Source organism: Microcystis viridis FACHB-1342, from assembly GCF_014698335.1.
GTDB classification, from domain to species: Bacteria; Cyanobacteriota; Cyanobacteriia; order Cyanobacteriales; family Microcystaceae; genus Microcystis; species Microcystis ichthyoblabe_A.
The window spans coordinates 47,323-63,003 of sequence record NZ_JACJSV010000017.1; the positions used below are offsets into that span (position 1 = coordinate 47,323).

Sequence of the window (15,681 nt, forward strand, 5' to 3'; positions counted from 1 at the left end):
ATATCGTGTAAATGTGCTAATATTTGACGGTAAAGCCGTCGTAGAACGACGGGGTTTCAGACCCAAAATTTTCGATGATCATCGCAGGAGAAAGAAGCGGAGTCGGTAAAACTACGATTACTCTGGCAATCTTGGCCTATTTAATCAGTCGTGGCGATCGAGTGCAATCTTTTAAAGTCGGGCCCGATTATATCGATCCCATGTTCCATACTCATTTTACTGGTCGCCCCTGTCGCAATCTCGATCCGGTTTTAACTTCTGAAGACTATGTAAAAACCTGTTTTGCCCAACATTGTCAAAATGTCGATTATGCTCTGATTGAAGGGGTAATGGGGCTATTTGATGGTATTCAATTAAGCGATACTCAATTTCCCGATTATGCCAGCACCGCCCATATTGCCCGTATTTTAGGGCTTCCTCTGCTGTTGGTTATCGATTGTAGTCGTTTATCTACCTCTGTCGCCGCTATTGTCCGCGGTTATCAATCTTTAGACAAAAATCTCCATCTGGCCGGCGTTATCCTCAATCGGGTTGGTAGCGATCGCCACCTGCAATTACTGCAAACCGTCCTAGAATCCATCAATATGCCCATTGTCGGGGTTTTGCGTCGTCAAGATTCCCTGACAATTCCCGAGCGCCATCTAGGATTAGTTCCCAGGGATGAACTAGGAGAAATCAGGCAACTGCAAGATCAACTGGCTTCTATTGCCCAAAACTGCTTTAATTGGGACATTCTCTTGCCTTTACTGACTATTTCTCCCCAAGAGAACCCGAAAAATCCCCCAAGAGCAAATAAGCTTTTTCCCCCTATCCGTATCGGTATTGCCAGAGATAAGGCTTTTAACTTTTATTACCCCGATAATCTCGATATTTTAGCCAATTTAGGCGCGGAATTAATCTTTTGGAGTCCCCTGCAAGGAGCAAATTTGCCCGAAAACCTGCAAGGATTGTACTTTGGTGGCGGTTTTCCCGAAATCTTTGCCCCGGAATTAGCCGCTAACACCCCCGTCTTAACTCAGGTGAGAAAAGCGATCGCATCTGGAATGCCCACCTACGCCGAATGTGGCGGATTAATGTATTTATGTGACAAAATAGTTGATTTTGAGCAAAAAAATCATTTTATGTTGCAAATAATCCCCCAATCTGCTATAATGTCTCCGAAGTTAACCCTAGGTTATCGACAAGCCATCGCCCAACAGGAGACGATCCTGCTCAAAGCAGGTCAACCAGTGCGCGGGCATGAATTCCATCGCTCCCAATTAAGCGGGGTGAGCGACGCACCGATTTATCAACTGCAAGCATTCCCCAAAAGTGACATCAATGGCGAAGGGTGGCAAGGTAAGAATCTGCACGCTTCCTATCTCCACCTACATTTTGGGGCTAATCTGGGCCTGCCAAAAAAATTCTTAGCTGCCGGCCTTGATTTTTTCCGAACAGCTGCGTTAAGCTGATTACAGACAAATTTGATAATCAATCCGTTAAGGGATACAGGAGGTGATGTCGATGGTAGAAAGTAGTAAAAGCATGGGTCTCCTAATCGACAATAGCCGGCTGTGCGCCGGGGCTGTTCTCTAGACCCCCACGTCTAAACAAGATTTAGACTAGCTGGAGTTCCTTCCGGCAGTCTGGTGTCGATTCCGATGACCCGCTACACCGCCCTTACCGAGCAATTGGTGAGGGCGGATAGTTTTTCAGGGTTTCTCGTCATCTCTTCACTTTAACTCTACGGGCGCAAACTAACCCAGCGCCGCTTCTGGTTGGGGGACACCGTTTTAACGCCTGTCACCGAGATAATATCATTGGCCAAATTGTCCGCCATCATGGGAATTAATCGATTTATATTATTTCTATAAGCTTTTGTCCAGAATTCGGAGAGTTTCTCTCGCGCCTCCTCATTGACGTAGATAGTTTTATCTGGCGTAATCAATACCATTGCCACGTGACCGGAGTTTTCCGTGATGGCAAAGACAAACTGATCCCGGTCGGACTTGAGGCCTTTGTACCAGTAGTCTAGGTGTTCTTCTAATTCGTATTCATAAAGAGCGCGTTCCATCTTGCCATCTTCTAGCAAGGCTTTACGCAGTGTATTGGCTATCTTTCTTTTTTTCATGGTTTTGTCTCTGTTTTTATCGGCGTTAAGTTTTGCCCATTAGACATCACTCCATATTAAGAGTGCCACTACAGAAATCATCAATTAACCTGACGACAACTCAGTTCAGTCGTCGTTATCAAAATTACAGAACCTTGCCCGACTCGTCTAAATGAGGCTGTTATTTGAGATTAAGTCTTCTCTCTGTAAGGATTTTAACCTACTTTAGTTTTTGTTTAAGTACCGTTAGGATCAACAGGGTGGCCACTTTGTCAACTGGTCAAGGGAAAAAAAATGAGATCGCATCTTTCCCTAAGTAATTAAATTGTGTATAATGGCAAAAGAATAGAAAGGCTATATGCGTCGTCAAACTGTGTAGTCAACCTATAAGGTGTGAGGAAAAAACCATCATGTTAAGAATGTTCTGGAAATCATTGCTGGTTAGCCCAGCGATTTTAGGGGCTACCCTAGTAGCTTCCGCTAATGCTAGTAGCTTCGATCCCGTCAAATCTACCAGTGTTTCTACCGAATTTAACAATCTAGAAATCGCTCAAGTTCAGAACACCGGTGCAGGAACTGGCGAACTACTCAATCAGATCGAACAGTACGGTAACGAAGGACAGTCCGTACCCGTGGAAGGCAATACCATCGATCAAGTCACCAGCGTTAACCAACTGCGGGATGTTTCCCCCACCGCTTGGGCCTATGAAGCCCTAAGAAGCCTTGTGGAGCGCTATGGTTGTATTGTTGGTTATCCCGATCGCACCTTCCGGGGTGACCGAGCTTTAACCCGTTGGGAGTTTGCGGCTGGTTTAAACGCTTGCTTAAACGTGATGGAACGTTTAATTCAAGATGGTGTCAACGTCCTCAAGGAAGACTTAGACGCTCTCAAGCGCTTGATGGACGAGTTCCAAGCTGAATTAGCAGCCTTGGGAGCTAGAGTTGATAACTTAGAAAGCCGGGTGTCTTTCCTCGAAAATAATCAATTCTCCACCACCACCAAATTAGCTGGGGAAGTCATCTTCGCTGTCACCGATACGGTTGGTGCTGGTAGCCCCGCATCCCAGGCCGCCATGCAATACCGCGCTCGTTTAGTTTTAAACACGAGCTTCACCGGTCAGGACGTACTGAAAACTCGTTTAGTGGCGGGTAGTGCCACTCCCTTCGGATTTGATTACAAATCGACCACCACACTACAAAATGGTGATCCCGCTTCCGTCAGATTCGATAATCTGCAAAGCCCTTCCCTATTCCAAACTTGGACCGCTACGGGTAACGGTAGCGATGTGGTTCTCGACTGGTTGGCCTACTACACCCCGATTGACTTAGGTTATTTTGGTCGCTTCAATACCTATGTTGCCGCTTGGGGCGGTATTTGGAATGACTTCGTTCCCACCACTAATCCCTTCTTTGAAGACTTCGACGGTGGTAATGGTGCGCTATCTACCTTCGCTTCTGAAAACCCCATCTATCGTATCGGTGGTGGTTCTGGGGCTGGTGTTAGCCTACAGTTAGGCTTCCTCCAAAGCATTGTCGGTCCGACCTCCCTATCCTTGGGTTACTTAGCCGGTGGTGGTGGCTCTAGTTCTGCGGCCAATCCTAACCCGGGTAATGGTCTCTTTAACGGAGATTACGCCGCTTTAGCACAGATTAACGCTAACCTCTTTAACTTCCTCAACGTCGGCTTCACCTACGTTAATGCCTACCAAGGTGCCGATACCGCCATCTTCGGTAACGGTGGTTCCTTCGGTGTGACGGGAAGTTCCGCCGCTAACCTTTCCCAAACTCAGTTAAATACCCTGCTCAACGTCAACGGCAACCCTCCTGGAGACGTAACCCTACAGGATGAAGTCGGTTTCTTCAACTTCGGAGCCAAAGTATCCAATAGCTACGGTTTAACCGGTGCGGTAGATATTGGTTTCGCCAGCTTGAGTGCCTTCGGTTCCTACTCCACCGTGCGCTTACTCGGTCTCGGTGATGCGGAAGTGTGGACCTACGGTGCTGGTATTGCCTTCCCCGACTTAGGTAAAGAAGGAAATATCTTGGGTCTGTTTGCTGGTGCGCAGCCCTACATTGGTCACTTAAGCTTCCGGGAAATAGGTCTGAAAGTATCTAACATTGTTCCCTACCACGTTGAATTGTTCTACAAGTACCAAGTCACCGACAATATTTCTATCACCCCTGGTGTCATCTGGATTTCTGCACCTGAACAGTTCAAAGGCACTGGTAACGAGTGGATTGGCACCCTTCGCGGAACCTTTACCTTCTAGGATTTCCTAAATTAAACCCGAAACCCCACCCATGGTGGGGTTTTGTTTTAGGCAAATAAGGGACTTCCAGAGAATAAAATACCCAACAAAAAAATAGAATAGAAAAGTGTTTTTTTGAAAAAGTAATTATTTTTGTCTAGGAAAACAAAGAGTCTTCCATTACAACCTATTTTTCCGAAAAAATAGGCAGCATAAACTTTTATACTTCCGAGCTTTTTCGAGTATAAAAAGGACAAGTTAAAGAATCAAAGACAGTTTTTAGCCAACCATCTTAGTTAAATACAAACCAGGTCTTATCATAATAGATATCAATAAACCATTGGCCCAAATTGGGAAAGTCTTGATTCGTTAATTCTGGGAGACGTTCGATTTTTTCTTCAATTTTTTCCCTGGCTTTTTTAGCAAGCTTTACTCCTTTTTGTAAATTTCATTAATCAACTTAACAATCGGGTGTTTTCCTTTTCAAGTCATAGTTTGGGCGAATTTCAAGGCTGTTTCGATTTCATCTAAAATACTCCCATTCCAATGGTTTTCTAGCCCAATTCTAAGACTGTTTGTGCCATGAATCTTCTTTTAGTTACATCTTTTAATTGAAGTGCAGTTTCACTGAGCAATTTCTTGAGGGAATCAGTTAATTCCATATACACTTCAAAGGAAAAACTTGATTAATAATGTACAGGATTAATTCTACTACAAAATCGGGAAGGAGGGGGCAATCATCGACCCCTCCCTCTCACACTCCGAGAATGAATAGTTTATTTTTTGGAAGTCCCTTAACTGGTTACTTTTGACTTGATTGCGGGCCGATTTGGGGCAAATGCAAAGCCGGATCCTGCGCTGTCCAACCGACGGGAGTATCTAAGCGCACCTCAAAATGAAGATGGGGGGGAATAATATCTGGTTGTCCGGTGGTGCCAACCGCACCGATAACGTCTCCTGCTCGTACCCTTTGGTCAATTTTAACTGTAACCCTGCTTAAATGGGCATAACGGGTCTGCCGGCGACCTAAATGATTAATTACTACCAAATTACCATAGGCCCCCTCCTGACCCACATAAATCACTAGACCATCCTCGGCGGCTAGAACTGGTGTACCAACATCTGCGAGAAGATCAACACCACTATGAAAGAGATTTTTCTGTTCCGTGGGGCTTTTTTGCCAACCGTAGGCTAATCCGACAGTGCTGGCCAAGGGTAAGGGATAAGAACTTAATCCAGTATAATCCGATCGCTTGCTGGCGGCGGACCAATTGGTGCCGGGGATAAAAACTATTGTCGGCCGGCGACCACAACCGTTAAGCTCAAAGAGTATATCTGCACGAATACCATAGGCTGCTTCTAAATCGCGCCAAGTGGAACCCCGGGGTGCTTCGATGCGAATGCCGTTCATCGGGGGAATGAAGATTTCTTTCCCCACCGGGGCCAAACCATTTTTGAGAATAGTCGGATTGAGTTTAATTATCGTTGCCGGGATGAGAGCGTATTTTTCGGCGATGGAGGCGATCGTTTCTCCCGCTTGGATTTTATGGCGTTGTAACCTTGATAAAATCGGCAGGGGACAAACATTATCAGACCCTTGGGCAAAAATTAATTTTTGATTTAAGCCCAAAAAACCTAGACAAAAAAACAAAATTGTGCTAGTCAAACTGAGCCAAATTTTCTCACTTTTGATTCTCCGACCCATGACCATAAAAAAAGCGATATCTATAATTACAAAACCCGGAGAATACTGGGAATACTGTCAATAGCTTCTAAAGAGTCTATTGCCACTAAAGCATTGCGGAAATTGCCCTCGCGTACATCGTGGGTGACAACGACAATTTCGGCTAAATCACCCCTAATCCCAATTTGTACCACGGATTCTAGACTAACCCCATGGTCGCCGAAAGCCATACCTAAATGACCGATTACCCCCGGCACATCGCGACAGAGAAAACGAGCATAAAAACGGGTCGATAACGACTCCATGGGGGCGATTTGACAATAATGCTGGTGAATACAGCTTAAAAGCGGGTCAAGTTCCTTGGTTTTGCCACTACTTTTTAAAATTCCGACGATATTCATCACATCCGATACTACTGCACTGGCCGTCGGTCCGCCACCCGCACCTGGCCCATAAAACATCACTTGTCCCAAGGGTTCCCCCTCGACCAGAATAGCGTTATAGACTCCGTTAGCATTAGCGAGGGGATGGATTTTCGGTACTAGGGTCGGATGAACCCGCAACTCTAGAGTATCGGAATCTTCCTTAACCGTATCTTTCGCAATCGCTAATAATTTAATCACAAATCCCAGTCTATCAGCGTAGGCGATATCGACGGCGCTAACTTGCCGGATACCTTCACAGTAAACATCTTCTCGTTTTACCCGACCTCCAAAACCCAGAGAGGCTAAAATAGCGATTTTATCGGCTGCATCGAATCCATCCACGTCCGCAGTGGGATCCGCTTCCGCATAGCCTAATTCCTGAGCTTTGGCCAGAACTTCGCTAAAATCTGCCCCTTTTTGGCTCATTTCCGTGAGAATATAGTTAGTTGTGCCGTTGACAATTCCCATGATGCTGCTGATGCGATTAGCGCCGAGGGATTGTTTCAAGGGTTTAATGACGGGAATTCCACCACCCACGGCCGCTTCTAGGAGGACATAAACCCCCTTTTCGTTAGCTTTGGCGTAGATTTCATCACCAAAACGGGCAATAACCGCCTTATTTGCCGTAACAACGTGCTTTCCCGATGCGATTGCCTTGAGAATTAAAGAGCGTGCTGGTTCCAAACCCCCCAATAATTCGACAATAATATCAATTTCGGGGTCAGTAACGATCGATTCTAGGTCAGTGGTCAAAAGATGGGGAGAAAGCTCGATTTCTCTCGGTTTATCTAGGGTTCTAACTCCCACTCGTCCAATGGTAATCTCTTTGAGTACGGGATGACGACCAAAAGGATCGAGGAGGATTTTCGCTGTTCCCGTCCCCACAACCCCGAAACCGAGTAAACCAATCTTAAAGGTCACGCTTTTATCTCCTGCTAGTCCGACGCAAAAAATACTAATGGCCAAGCTGTCGCCATTGTCGATTCTATCATTACAAGGTCTTTGTCTGTGGGGTGTGCTTTTCCTTGCGTTCAAAGCCTGAGGATGATCAATGTGCAGTATTTTTGTATTAAAATCAAGCAAATCTCGATCGCATTTAAACGCTTACCCTGTAATTGTGATTGATTTTATTGACCGATATAGATATTCGGCAATGTGAGTAACATTTTTGATCATAACTCTAATTTATGATGACAATAATTCTCTATCTAGTTGATATTTTTGAACAAATCAATCGACTCTCTCTGAGCAAAGAGCTATGTTAGCATGATTAGTTAGGGTAATTTGAATCAACTGCACGAGCAACTAAGTTATCCAGCCCCAATTACCATACCAAAGAAATAGAATTGATAAAAAATAGGTAAAGAAGAATAACAGAAATCCATAAAAATAACGATTTTTTTGGCTCCAATATCCAAGAATAATAAATATTGGAAATATTGTCATCATATACCTCATCATTGATTCTGTTATTCCTGTACTTAAAGGTAAAAAAATGCTCAGAAAGGCAAAAATTAATAGGGAAATATTTAGAGGCTTTTTAATGATAGAGAATAGCAAGATACCTAAAAAAAAGGAGCTAAAAAAAGTATTGAAGAATCGAATTGCATTAATAGGATCTTTGGGAAACATAAAATTGATGTTCTTCCAGTAGTTTATTAGAGTAATTAAAGGAAATACTCTTTCACCTCTACTCCATAAAACTTGAGTTTTAACAAATGCCAAAGGTTCGTTGAATTTCCAAGCTAAAAATACCATATAAGCGATTAACCCACAGGGTATTAATAGTAGGAAAATACTTTCTCTCTTGGGCAGTTCTTTTTTCTTTAAATATTTCCAGAGTAATTCGATAGCAAAAGCCAGAAAAATTATTACTCCTGTGACTCTAGTTAAACTGGCAAAAAATCCAAAAAATCCAGACCAAAAGTATTTCTTATTCAGAAAGAAATAAAAACAAGCAGCGGTGGTTAGCAAATATAAACTTTCTGTATAAAAACAGCTATAAAAAAAGGAAGTAGGAAAAACCAACATAAGAATTAAAACTTTTTCACAGCCTCTTTTATTCAGATAAATATTACTGATTTTATAAACAAAAAATAAGGCAAGTATTAGACATAAATTAGAAAGTAAAAGACCAGAAATAGGCACACTTAAGGAAGTTAAAGATACAATTGCTTTGACTAAAATAGGATAGAGAGGAAAAAAAGCAACGTTCGATTGTTTTTCGGGATTGTATGAATATCCTGTTTGAATAATTTCGTTATACCAAGTGCTATCCCAACGAAAGAAAGAATCCAAATAATGATTATCGGGAAACCAATGCCAAAAAGGTTCTTGAGGAGATGAAGATTCATTCATCTGACTAAAACTGAGTCCGATTAGGTGCATCAGTAAAAGTGTTCCTCTCCAAATGATGAAGATTTTTAATATATACAAGAAAAGCTTTCTTGATTGACTAAAGTTGCTAGTTTCGGCCTTTAATTCCATCTTATTGATTTCTCCTAAAAAAATTTTATGGTTGAGTTTGAATTAGGAAATAAACAAATATGCCCAGTTTTAAGTCCGGGGTTTTCCCGAACCTTACCATAGGGAAACAAAAGTAAATTATCTTAGTAAATAGTTGAGTCTGATTGCTCCTAACCGCATCTTTCTGTGAACTGGATTCTAAGATTGAAGGGGGAACAATATTGTTCCCTAGATTTTTCTTGATGCTATTTTTACCGAGTAATAACAGAGGAGAGATGAAACCCCTCTATCAAAAATCTAGGTGACAGTAAGGACGAACTATCGAGAAAATTACCGAAAATTAAGATAAAACGGGGATGAACTAGGAAATTTTCAGCCCGCGAATCGCATAATCTAATAATTCGATAGGATGAATAACGGGTGTATCTTTTCCCTGTAATTGTAGATGTTTTTTAATTTGTAGGGAACAACCCGGATTAGGAGAAGCAATCACCGCAGCCCCAGTATTTAATAAATTGCGTACTTTCTGCTGACCTAATTCATCGGCAGTATCTGGCTGTAGCATATTATAAACTCCGGCACTACCACAACACAGGGCCGCATCGATAGGTTCTTTTAAGTTAATATTGGGGATTTTTTGCAATAATTGCCGTGGCTGCACCGAGATTTTTTGTCCGTGTAAAAGATGACAGGCATCTTGATAAACTAGGGTTAATTCTGTTTCGGTAATCGGCGATAAATCAGCAGTTAATCCCACTGCTGCCAAAAATTCTTGGGCATCGCGTACTTTAGCCACAAACTCCTTAGCCTTATCTTTATATTCAGGATCATCGGCTAAAATATGATGATATTCCTTGAGAGTATGACCACAACCCGCCGCATTGATAATAATATAATCAACCCCAGTTTCTGCGAAACTATCGATCATTTGTCTGGCTAAACTTTGTGCTTGTTTTTCCTGTCCTTGATGTGCGGGTAAAGCGGCACAACAACCCTGGGTTTTTGGGATAACCACTTCACAACCATTGGCAGTTAAAACCCGCACTGTCGCTTCATTTACTGGCGAGAAAAAGAGGCGCTGCACACAACCTAAAACTACTCCCACCCGATAGCGTTTTTCAGTTTGGGAGGGAATAACATCGGCATAGTTTTTAAACAGAGAATTTAGAGTAATTTTGGGTAAAATTGATTCCATGGCCGCTAGACGAGGAAATAGCATTTTTAAGATACCCGATTTCCTGACTAGGGTTTGTAATCCTAGGGTTTGATATAACCAGAGGAAAGGTAAAAATAATTTGAGACGGACGGGATAGGGAAAGAGATTAAAAATGAGAAAACGAATAATTTTATCTTTAAAACTGCGGGGTTGATTGCGTTCCACCTGCGGACGAACTGCGGCGATTAATTGATCGTATTGTACTCCCGATGGACAGGTACTAACACAGGCTAAACAGCCTAAACAAGTATCAAAATGTTGGCTAGTGGTTTCGTCTAAAACCGCTTCCCCTTTATTGATGGCATTCATCAGATAAATTCTGCCCCGGGGGGAGTCCATTTCTTTGCCAATGACTCGATAACTGGGACAGGTAGATAGACAAAAACCACAGTGAACACAACTATCGATTAATTCTTGGGCAGGGGGATTCTTGGGGTCAAATCCTTGATTTTTTTGGTCGATTAATTCTTGAAAGTTAAGGGAAGATTCGGAGGTTTGCATAATTTTTAATTAGATTTTGTTAAGAAAGCGTTCAGGACTAAAAATACCGTGAGGATCGAATTTAGTTTTTAGGGTTTTCATCATGGTAATCGCGTTACCTGTATAACCCCAAGGTTCAATTTTTTCTTTTAGGGATGGGGGTGCGGTTAACACCGTTAAATAACCGTGATTGGCACTGCATAAAGAGCGAATTTTGTCAAGATTTTCCTCCGATTTTAAGATAACTTTACCCACGCCGCTACTAATATTAATCGAGGCTAGTCCGTTAATTTGGTCGATCACTAGATCTAAATTGCTAGGTAATAATCCTATTTTGCCGAAAAAAATGCCCTCTTGATCATAATTATCGATTGTTTTTCGGTATCTTTGCCCTAGAGAAACTTCTTCCTCATCCCGATAATAATTAGTCTGACAATCTAACTGTTGCCCTAAATAACTCACCTGTTGCGATTGTTCGCTAATACTTTCGGGAATGCTTTGAAAACGCAGCAGTAAAGCGACTTTTTCCTCTAATCCTAGTGCTTGCGTCATCCCTGGGTTTAAACATTCAGCCACGGTGGGAGTTAGGGACGATTGCCGAATAACTTGACTCAATTTGCTAATATTTTCGCTATTTCCAGTGATTATCAGGGTTTCTGAGTTAGGGGTTTCGGGATACAGTCGCAGGGTAATTTGATCGATAATCCCCAAAGTGCCGTAGGAACCCGTAAATAGCTTCATCATGTCGTATCCCGCCACATTCTTGACCACACGCCCTCCAGCTTTAGCAATCTCGCCATCGTGACGGATAAAGGAGAATCCTAGGATCAGATCCCGGACTCCACCGTATCTTTGCCGCCATGTTCCCGCGTCGGCCGTGGCCATAATACCGCCAATCGTGGCATTAGCGGCGTAACTGGGATCAAGAGGAATAAATTGACCGCTAGGAGCCAAAAAAGCCTGTAAATCCGCTAGTTTAAGCCCAGATTCCACGGTTATAGTTAAATCTCCCCTAGCATGGTCAATAATCCGGTTGAGATTTTGGGTACTGACTAAAATATCGGGTGACTGGACTAATCCACCCCAATCTAATTTACTGCCTTGACCGTAGGCCAGTAAAGACAGACGATTTTCGTTGGCAAAACGCACCAGAGAGGCTAAAGCGGCCGTATTAGCGGGATAGACTATAATTTCAGGACTTTTGCCCCTAATTGCCCTTGATAATCTTTCTTGTTCCTCTTTTGGCACTTGTGGCCAAGCTATAACCGTCGTGTCGGCGGGTAAAATAGAAGTTATCTGAACAGCGATCGCAGTCATATTTGAGAAAAGAATTGAGGAGTGAGGAGTCAGGACTTACCGGCCGCTAATGGCGAAGAATGGGGTTAATGCTAGGGCTAATCAGTAATTTTGGGCCTCTATTAGTTAGATTACCTTAGTTTGCCTCTCCATCTCCGATGTCGGGCAATTCCAGCCATACTGAGGCACAAAGAAGCTAATAACTAACTGCTGAATTAGCCATACACTCGTGCCATAATGTTAGATTACCTCGATCAGTAAGCCAAGAAGTAATGAGTGTAAATTGGACGAATAGCCGCGCCAAGCGATTAAGTGCCTTACCCCCCTACGTTTTCGCCCGCTTGGATGAATTAAAAGCCTTAGCCCGCAAAGAAGGACTAGATTTAATCGATTTAGGTATGGGCAACCCGGACGGTCCTGCCCCGCGTCCAGTTATCGAAGCGGCCATTCAAGCTTTTGAAACCCCCCAATTTCACGGTTATCCCCCCTTTGAAGGAACCGCCAGTTTCCGAGAAGCGATCGCTAAATGGTATGATCGCTCTTATGGTGTGCAACTCAATCCCGATAACGAAGCTTTACCCCTGCTCGGTTCCAAAGAGGGCCTATCTCACCTGGCTTTGGCTTATGTTAACCCCGGGGATGTGGTCTTGGTTCCCAGTCCCGCCTATCCCGCCCATTTTCGCGGTCCTTTGATTGCTGGGGCGACGCTATACCCGATCATTTTAAAAGCGGAACAGGATTGGCTGATAGATATCGATTCTATCCCCGAAGATGTGGCTAAACAGGCGAAAATCCTCTATTTTAACTATCCCAGTAACCCCACCGCCGCCGTTGCCCCTCGGGAATTTTTTGAAAAAATCGTTGCTTGGGCCCAGCACTATGAGATTATGCTCGTCCACGATCTCTGTTATGCTGAATTGAGTTTTGATGGTTATCAGCCCACCAGTTTATTAGAAATTCCGGGGGCAAAAGAGATTAGTGTGGAATTTCATACCCTCTCGAAAACCTATAATATGGCTGGGTGGCGCGTCGGTTTTGTCGTGGGCAATTCCGATATTATTCAAGGGTTGCGCACCCTGAAAACTAATCTCGATTATGGCATCTTTTCCGTCATCCAAAAAGCGGCCGAAACCGCCCTACAACTGCCCGATGAGTACGTCAAACAAGTACAGGAAAGATACCGGCAGCGACGAGATTTTTTAATCAAAGGTTTGGGACAATTAGGTTGGGATATTCCCCCCTCTAAGGCGACAATGTATCTCTGGGTCCCCTGTAGCGTCGGTATGACTTCCACGGATTTTGCCCTCAGTGTTTTGCAAAAAACCGGTGTCGTTGTCACTCCGGGCAATGCTTTTGGAGAGGGAGGGGAAGGTTATGTGCGCGTCAGTTTAATCGCCGATATCCCGCGATTAGGGGAAGCTTTACAGCGCCTCGAAGATGCGGGAATTCGCTATCAGTAAGGAGAATTTTGGGTGCATTTCATTTTTGTAAATCTACCAATTGGGATTTTTACGGGGAAACTCTCGGCTAAAATCGGGCATCATACTAAATCCGTTGAGTATAGGCTACTTATAAAGAGAGGCACTCATGCAAGAGGCACTGATGCAAAACGGAGAATAAATAATCAGTTTTTAATAACAGGATTTAGTATTACTTCCGATTTTATCACTCAATCCAAGCTTTTGGGGGGTTCTACCCCCCAAACCCCCCGTTGGGGACGCAAGCGCCGTCCCCAAACCCCTCGCGCATTAGTTTTTCGGTGGGATGCTTACACGCAGCTGCTGATACATTTGTAATCATCTAAGAGTCACTGATAATTGCTGATTGTCGGTATTCCTGCATAAGTGAGATGCACCCAGAATTTTTCCCCTTGATTTACCCGCCAAATCCCTCTAGGCACTGGCTAAAATTGTATGATGGAATTTTATCGCGGTAGCTTGCCACTTCCATGACCTACAGCTTAAGAATTGCCGATATTCCCGTCAGTGAAAGACCGAGGGAACGTTTAATCAGTGTCGGGGCGAAAAACCTCAGCAACGCCGAATTATTAGCGATTTTACTGGCTACAGGTCAAGGTAAGGGGAAACTCTCGGCGGTGGGTTTAGGACAGCATATTCTCAATGAATTGAGTAAATATCGCCGGGATCCTTTGGACGTTTTGAGGGATATTCACCCCCAGGAATTAACCGCTATTCATGGCATTGGACCGGCTAAGGCTACTACTATTCTAGCGGCGATCGAATTGGGAAAACGAGCTTTTCAACGACGACCGACGGAAAAAATGGTCATCGATAGTCCCGATACCGCTGCCGCTATCCTTGGACACGAACTAATGTATCAGTCTCAGGAACGTTTCGCCGTTATTTTACTCGATATCAAAAATCAGTTAATCGCACTAAAAGTGATTACTATCGGCACAGCCACGGAAACACTGGTACATCCACGAGAAATATTTCGAGAAGTAGTGAAACAATCAGCTACTAAGTTAATTATCGCCCATAATCACCCCACTGGGTCACTTGTGCCTAGTCAAGACGATATTTTACTCACAGAACAATTATTACAGGGAGCTACCTATCTAGCCATTCCTCTCCTAGATCATTTGATCCTCGGTAATGGTAACTTTCAAAGTCTTCGCCAAATCACGGATCTTTGGGAAAAATATCCCCAAGAAGATTGACAGAAAAGACACTCGATCTTTGTAGTTTAATTTTTTAGCCGTTTCAATTGGGCGTTAATTTCCTCAAACATTATGCGATCGCTGTCAAGGATTGGGGAGAAAACCAAAAATTTTGGCCGCTCCTCCTAAAATAGCAACAACCAAAGCTATCAGAATCCCCCGACTGGTAAATTCCCGATCAGCGACTCTTGCAGTTAACCCTTTAATTTCTGCGGTTAGTCGCTCATCTAAACCAGGACTTGATCTTTCTCCTTTGCAAGGATCGGGATCGTCTCTCGTGTATCTGTTTGAAACTATCATTCCCTTTGCTGAGGTGACAGCCGTACCAGAAAGCAGCAGTCCGCTCGCTTTGGGATTGCTATCCTTGGGATTTGTCACTGTCAGCGCCGTCTCTTTTCCATTACCCAAGGGCAGCACTAACCATCGAGCCGACAGCAATCTTGCTCGAGGAGCGTACCTACTGTCCGCACTTCTTAACATTCAATTGATAATTTTTACTAATATATCTGGACTTCCCCGTTGACAAAAGGCCATAACCTGTGCTGTAGAAGGGATTAAGAGAATTTCCGCCGCCCCGTTACTGGATACAAATCAGGGAAACTCCCAATAAATCTAACGCTTTTTGTTGCAGTTGGGTCGGTCGAGTTATCTTAGAAAAACGATAACTTCCCTCCCTAATCGTACATTCCACTGTATTCCTGAACTTCCCCCATACATATATACTATAATAGCCGAAAACCCTTATCCATCAATGGATACGCCCCTTAACTTTTCTTAATGTACCCATGTAATTTGTAACATTTCTTAATGGACAAGAATTCTCTCTATTTGCTAGAATGATAGCCATGTATATAGAAAAAGTTCTTAACCGTAATTCCCCCCCCGCCGTTCTTCTTCGGGAGTCCTACCGAGAAGGAGATCAAGTCAAAAAAAGAACCCTGGCCAATCTCTCAAAATTACCCGATGATATTATCGACAATTTGAAACTGGCTCTCAAAGGGGCAACACTGTCCATGACTGAAGGCATTCCCAATCATTTTGAAGTGATTAGAAGTCTTCCTCATGGTCATGTAATGGCTATTTTAGAGACGATTAA

The 15,681-nt window shown here is 43.4% G+C and carries 11 protein-coding genes and 2 pseudogenes; 5 read left to right on the forward strand and 8 right to left on the reverse strand.

Going from position 1 to position 15,681, the window contains the following annotated elements; genetic code table 11:
* Window positions 1-74 precede the first annotated feature (74 nt).
* Complete coding sequence (locus tag H6G40_RS08025) at window positions 75-1,451, forward strand: cobyrinic acid a,c-diamide synthase CobB (protein WP_069474436.1); 1,377 nt, start codon at window positions 75-77, stop codon at window positions 1,449-1,451.
* 272 nt (window positions 1,452-1,723) lie between these two features.
* Here the strand turns inward: H6G40_RS08025 and H6G40_RS08030 are convergent, their stop codons facing one another.
* On the reverse strand, window positions 1,724-2,110 hold the full coding sequence (locus tag H6G40_RS08030; RefSeq protein WP_016517153.1) for a hypothetical protein: 387 nt from the start codon (window positions 2,108-2,110) through the stop codon (window positions 1,724-1,726).
* A gap of 389 nt (window positions 2,111-2,499) precedes the next feature.
* Here H6G40_RS08030 and H6G40_RS08035 point away from each other — a divergent pair, with 389 nt between their 5' ends.
* Window positions 2,500-4,359, forward strand: coding sequence for an iron uptake porin (locus H6G40_RS08035; protein ID WP_002733805.1), 1,860 nt, complete (start codon window positions 2,500-2,502; stop codon window positions 4,357-4,359).
* A gap of 271 nt (window positions 4,360-4,630) precedes the next feature.
* Here H6G40_RS08035 and H6G40_RS08040 read toward each other — a convergent pair.
* The 6 genes and pseudogenes from H6G40_RS08040 to H6G40_RS08065 all read right to left on the reverse strand — a co-directional run.
* Window positions 4,631-4,896 (reverse strand): annotated as a pseudogene (locus tag H6G40_RS08040) (ISAzo13-like element transposase-related protein); the annotation flags it as partial.
* A gap of 244 nt (window positions 4,897-5,140) precedes the next feature.
* Window positions 5,141-6,049, reverse strand: coding sequence for a LysM peptidoglycan-binding domain-containing M23 family metallopeptidase (locus H6G40_RS08045; RefSeq protein WP_069474437.1), 909 nt, complete (start codon window positions 6,047-6,049; stop codon window positions 5,141-5,143).
* Window positions 6,050-6,069: 20 nt separating this feature from the next.
* A complete protein-coding gene (locus tag H6G40_RS08050; RefSeq protein ID WP_002731804.1) occupies window positions 6,070-7,368 on the reverse strand; it encodes a homoserine dehydrogenase in 1,299 nt (432 codons plus the stop codon).
* A 384-nt stretch (window positions 7,369-7,752) separates the two neighbouring features.
* A complete protein-coding gene (locus H6G40_RS08055; protein ID WP_190537506.1) occupies window positions 7,753-8,934 on the reverse strand; it encodes a hypothetical protein in 1,182 nt (393 codons plus the stop codon).
* Between the two features lie 340 nt (window positions 8,935-9,274).
* A complete protein-coding gene (locus tag H6G40_RS08060) occupies window positions 9,275-10,630 on the reverse strand; it encodes a (Fe-S)-binding protein (RefSeq protein WP_002733217.1) in 1,356 nt (451 codons plus the stop codon).
* 9 nt (window positions 10,631-10,639) lie between these two features.
* Entirely contained in the window at window positions 10,640-11,926 is a 1,287-nt protein-coding gene (locus tag H6G40_RS08065) for an FAD-binding oxidoreductase (protein ID WP_002732156.1), read from the reverse strand.
* A 251-nt stretch (window positions 11,927-12,177) separates the two neighbouring features.
* Here H6G40_RS08065 and H6G40_RS08070 point away from each other — a divergent pair, with 251 nt between their 5' ends.
* Together H6G40_RS08070 and radC are read left to right on the forward strand one after the other, a co-directional pair.
* Complete coding sequence (locus tag H6G40_RS08070) at window positions 12,178-13,365, forward strand: aspartate aminotransferase (RefSeq protein WP_069474439.1); 1,188 nt, start codon at window positions 12,178-12,180, stop codon at window positions 13,363-13,365.
* A gap of 488 nt (window positions 13,366-13,853) precedes the next feature.
* Window positions 13,854-14,585: a RadC family protein gene (radC, locus tag H6G40_RS08075; protein ID WP_190537508.1), complete on the forward strand. Its 732-nt coding sequence runs from the start codon at window positions 13,854-13,856 to the stop codon at window positions 14,583-14,585.
* An 84-nt stretch (window positions 14,586-14,669) separates the two neighbouring features.
* Here the strand turns inward: radC and H6G40_RS08080 are convergent, their stop codons facing one another.
* On the reverse strand, window positions 14,670-15,002 hold the full coding sequence (locus H6G40_RS08080) for a hypothetical protein (RefSeq protein WP_339327444.1): 333 nt from the start codon (window positions 15,000-15,002) through the stop codon (window positions 14,670-14,672).
* Window positions 15,003-15,430: 428 nt separating this feature from the next.
* Here H6G40_RS08080 and H6G40_RS08085 point away from each other — a divergent pair.
* A pseudogene (locus tag H6G40_RS08085) lies at window positions 15,431-15,681 on the forward strand (IS1634 family transposase); the annotation flags it as partial.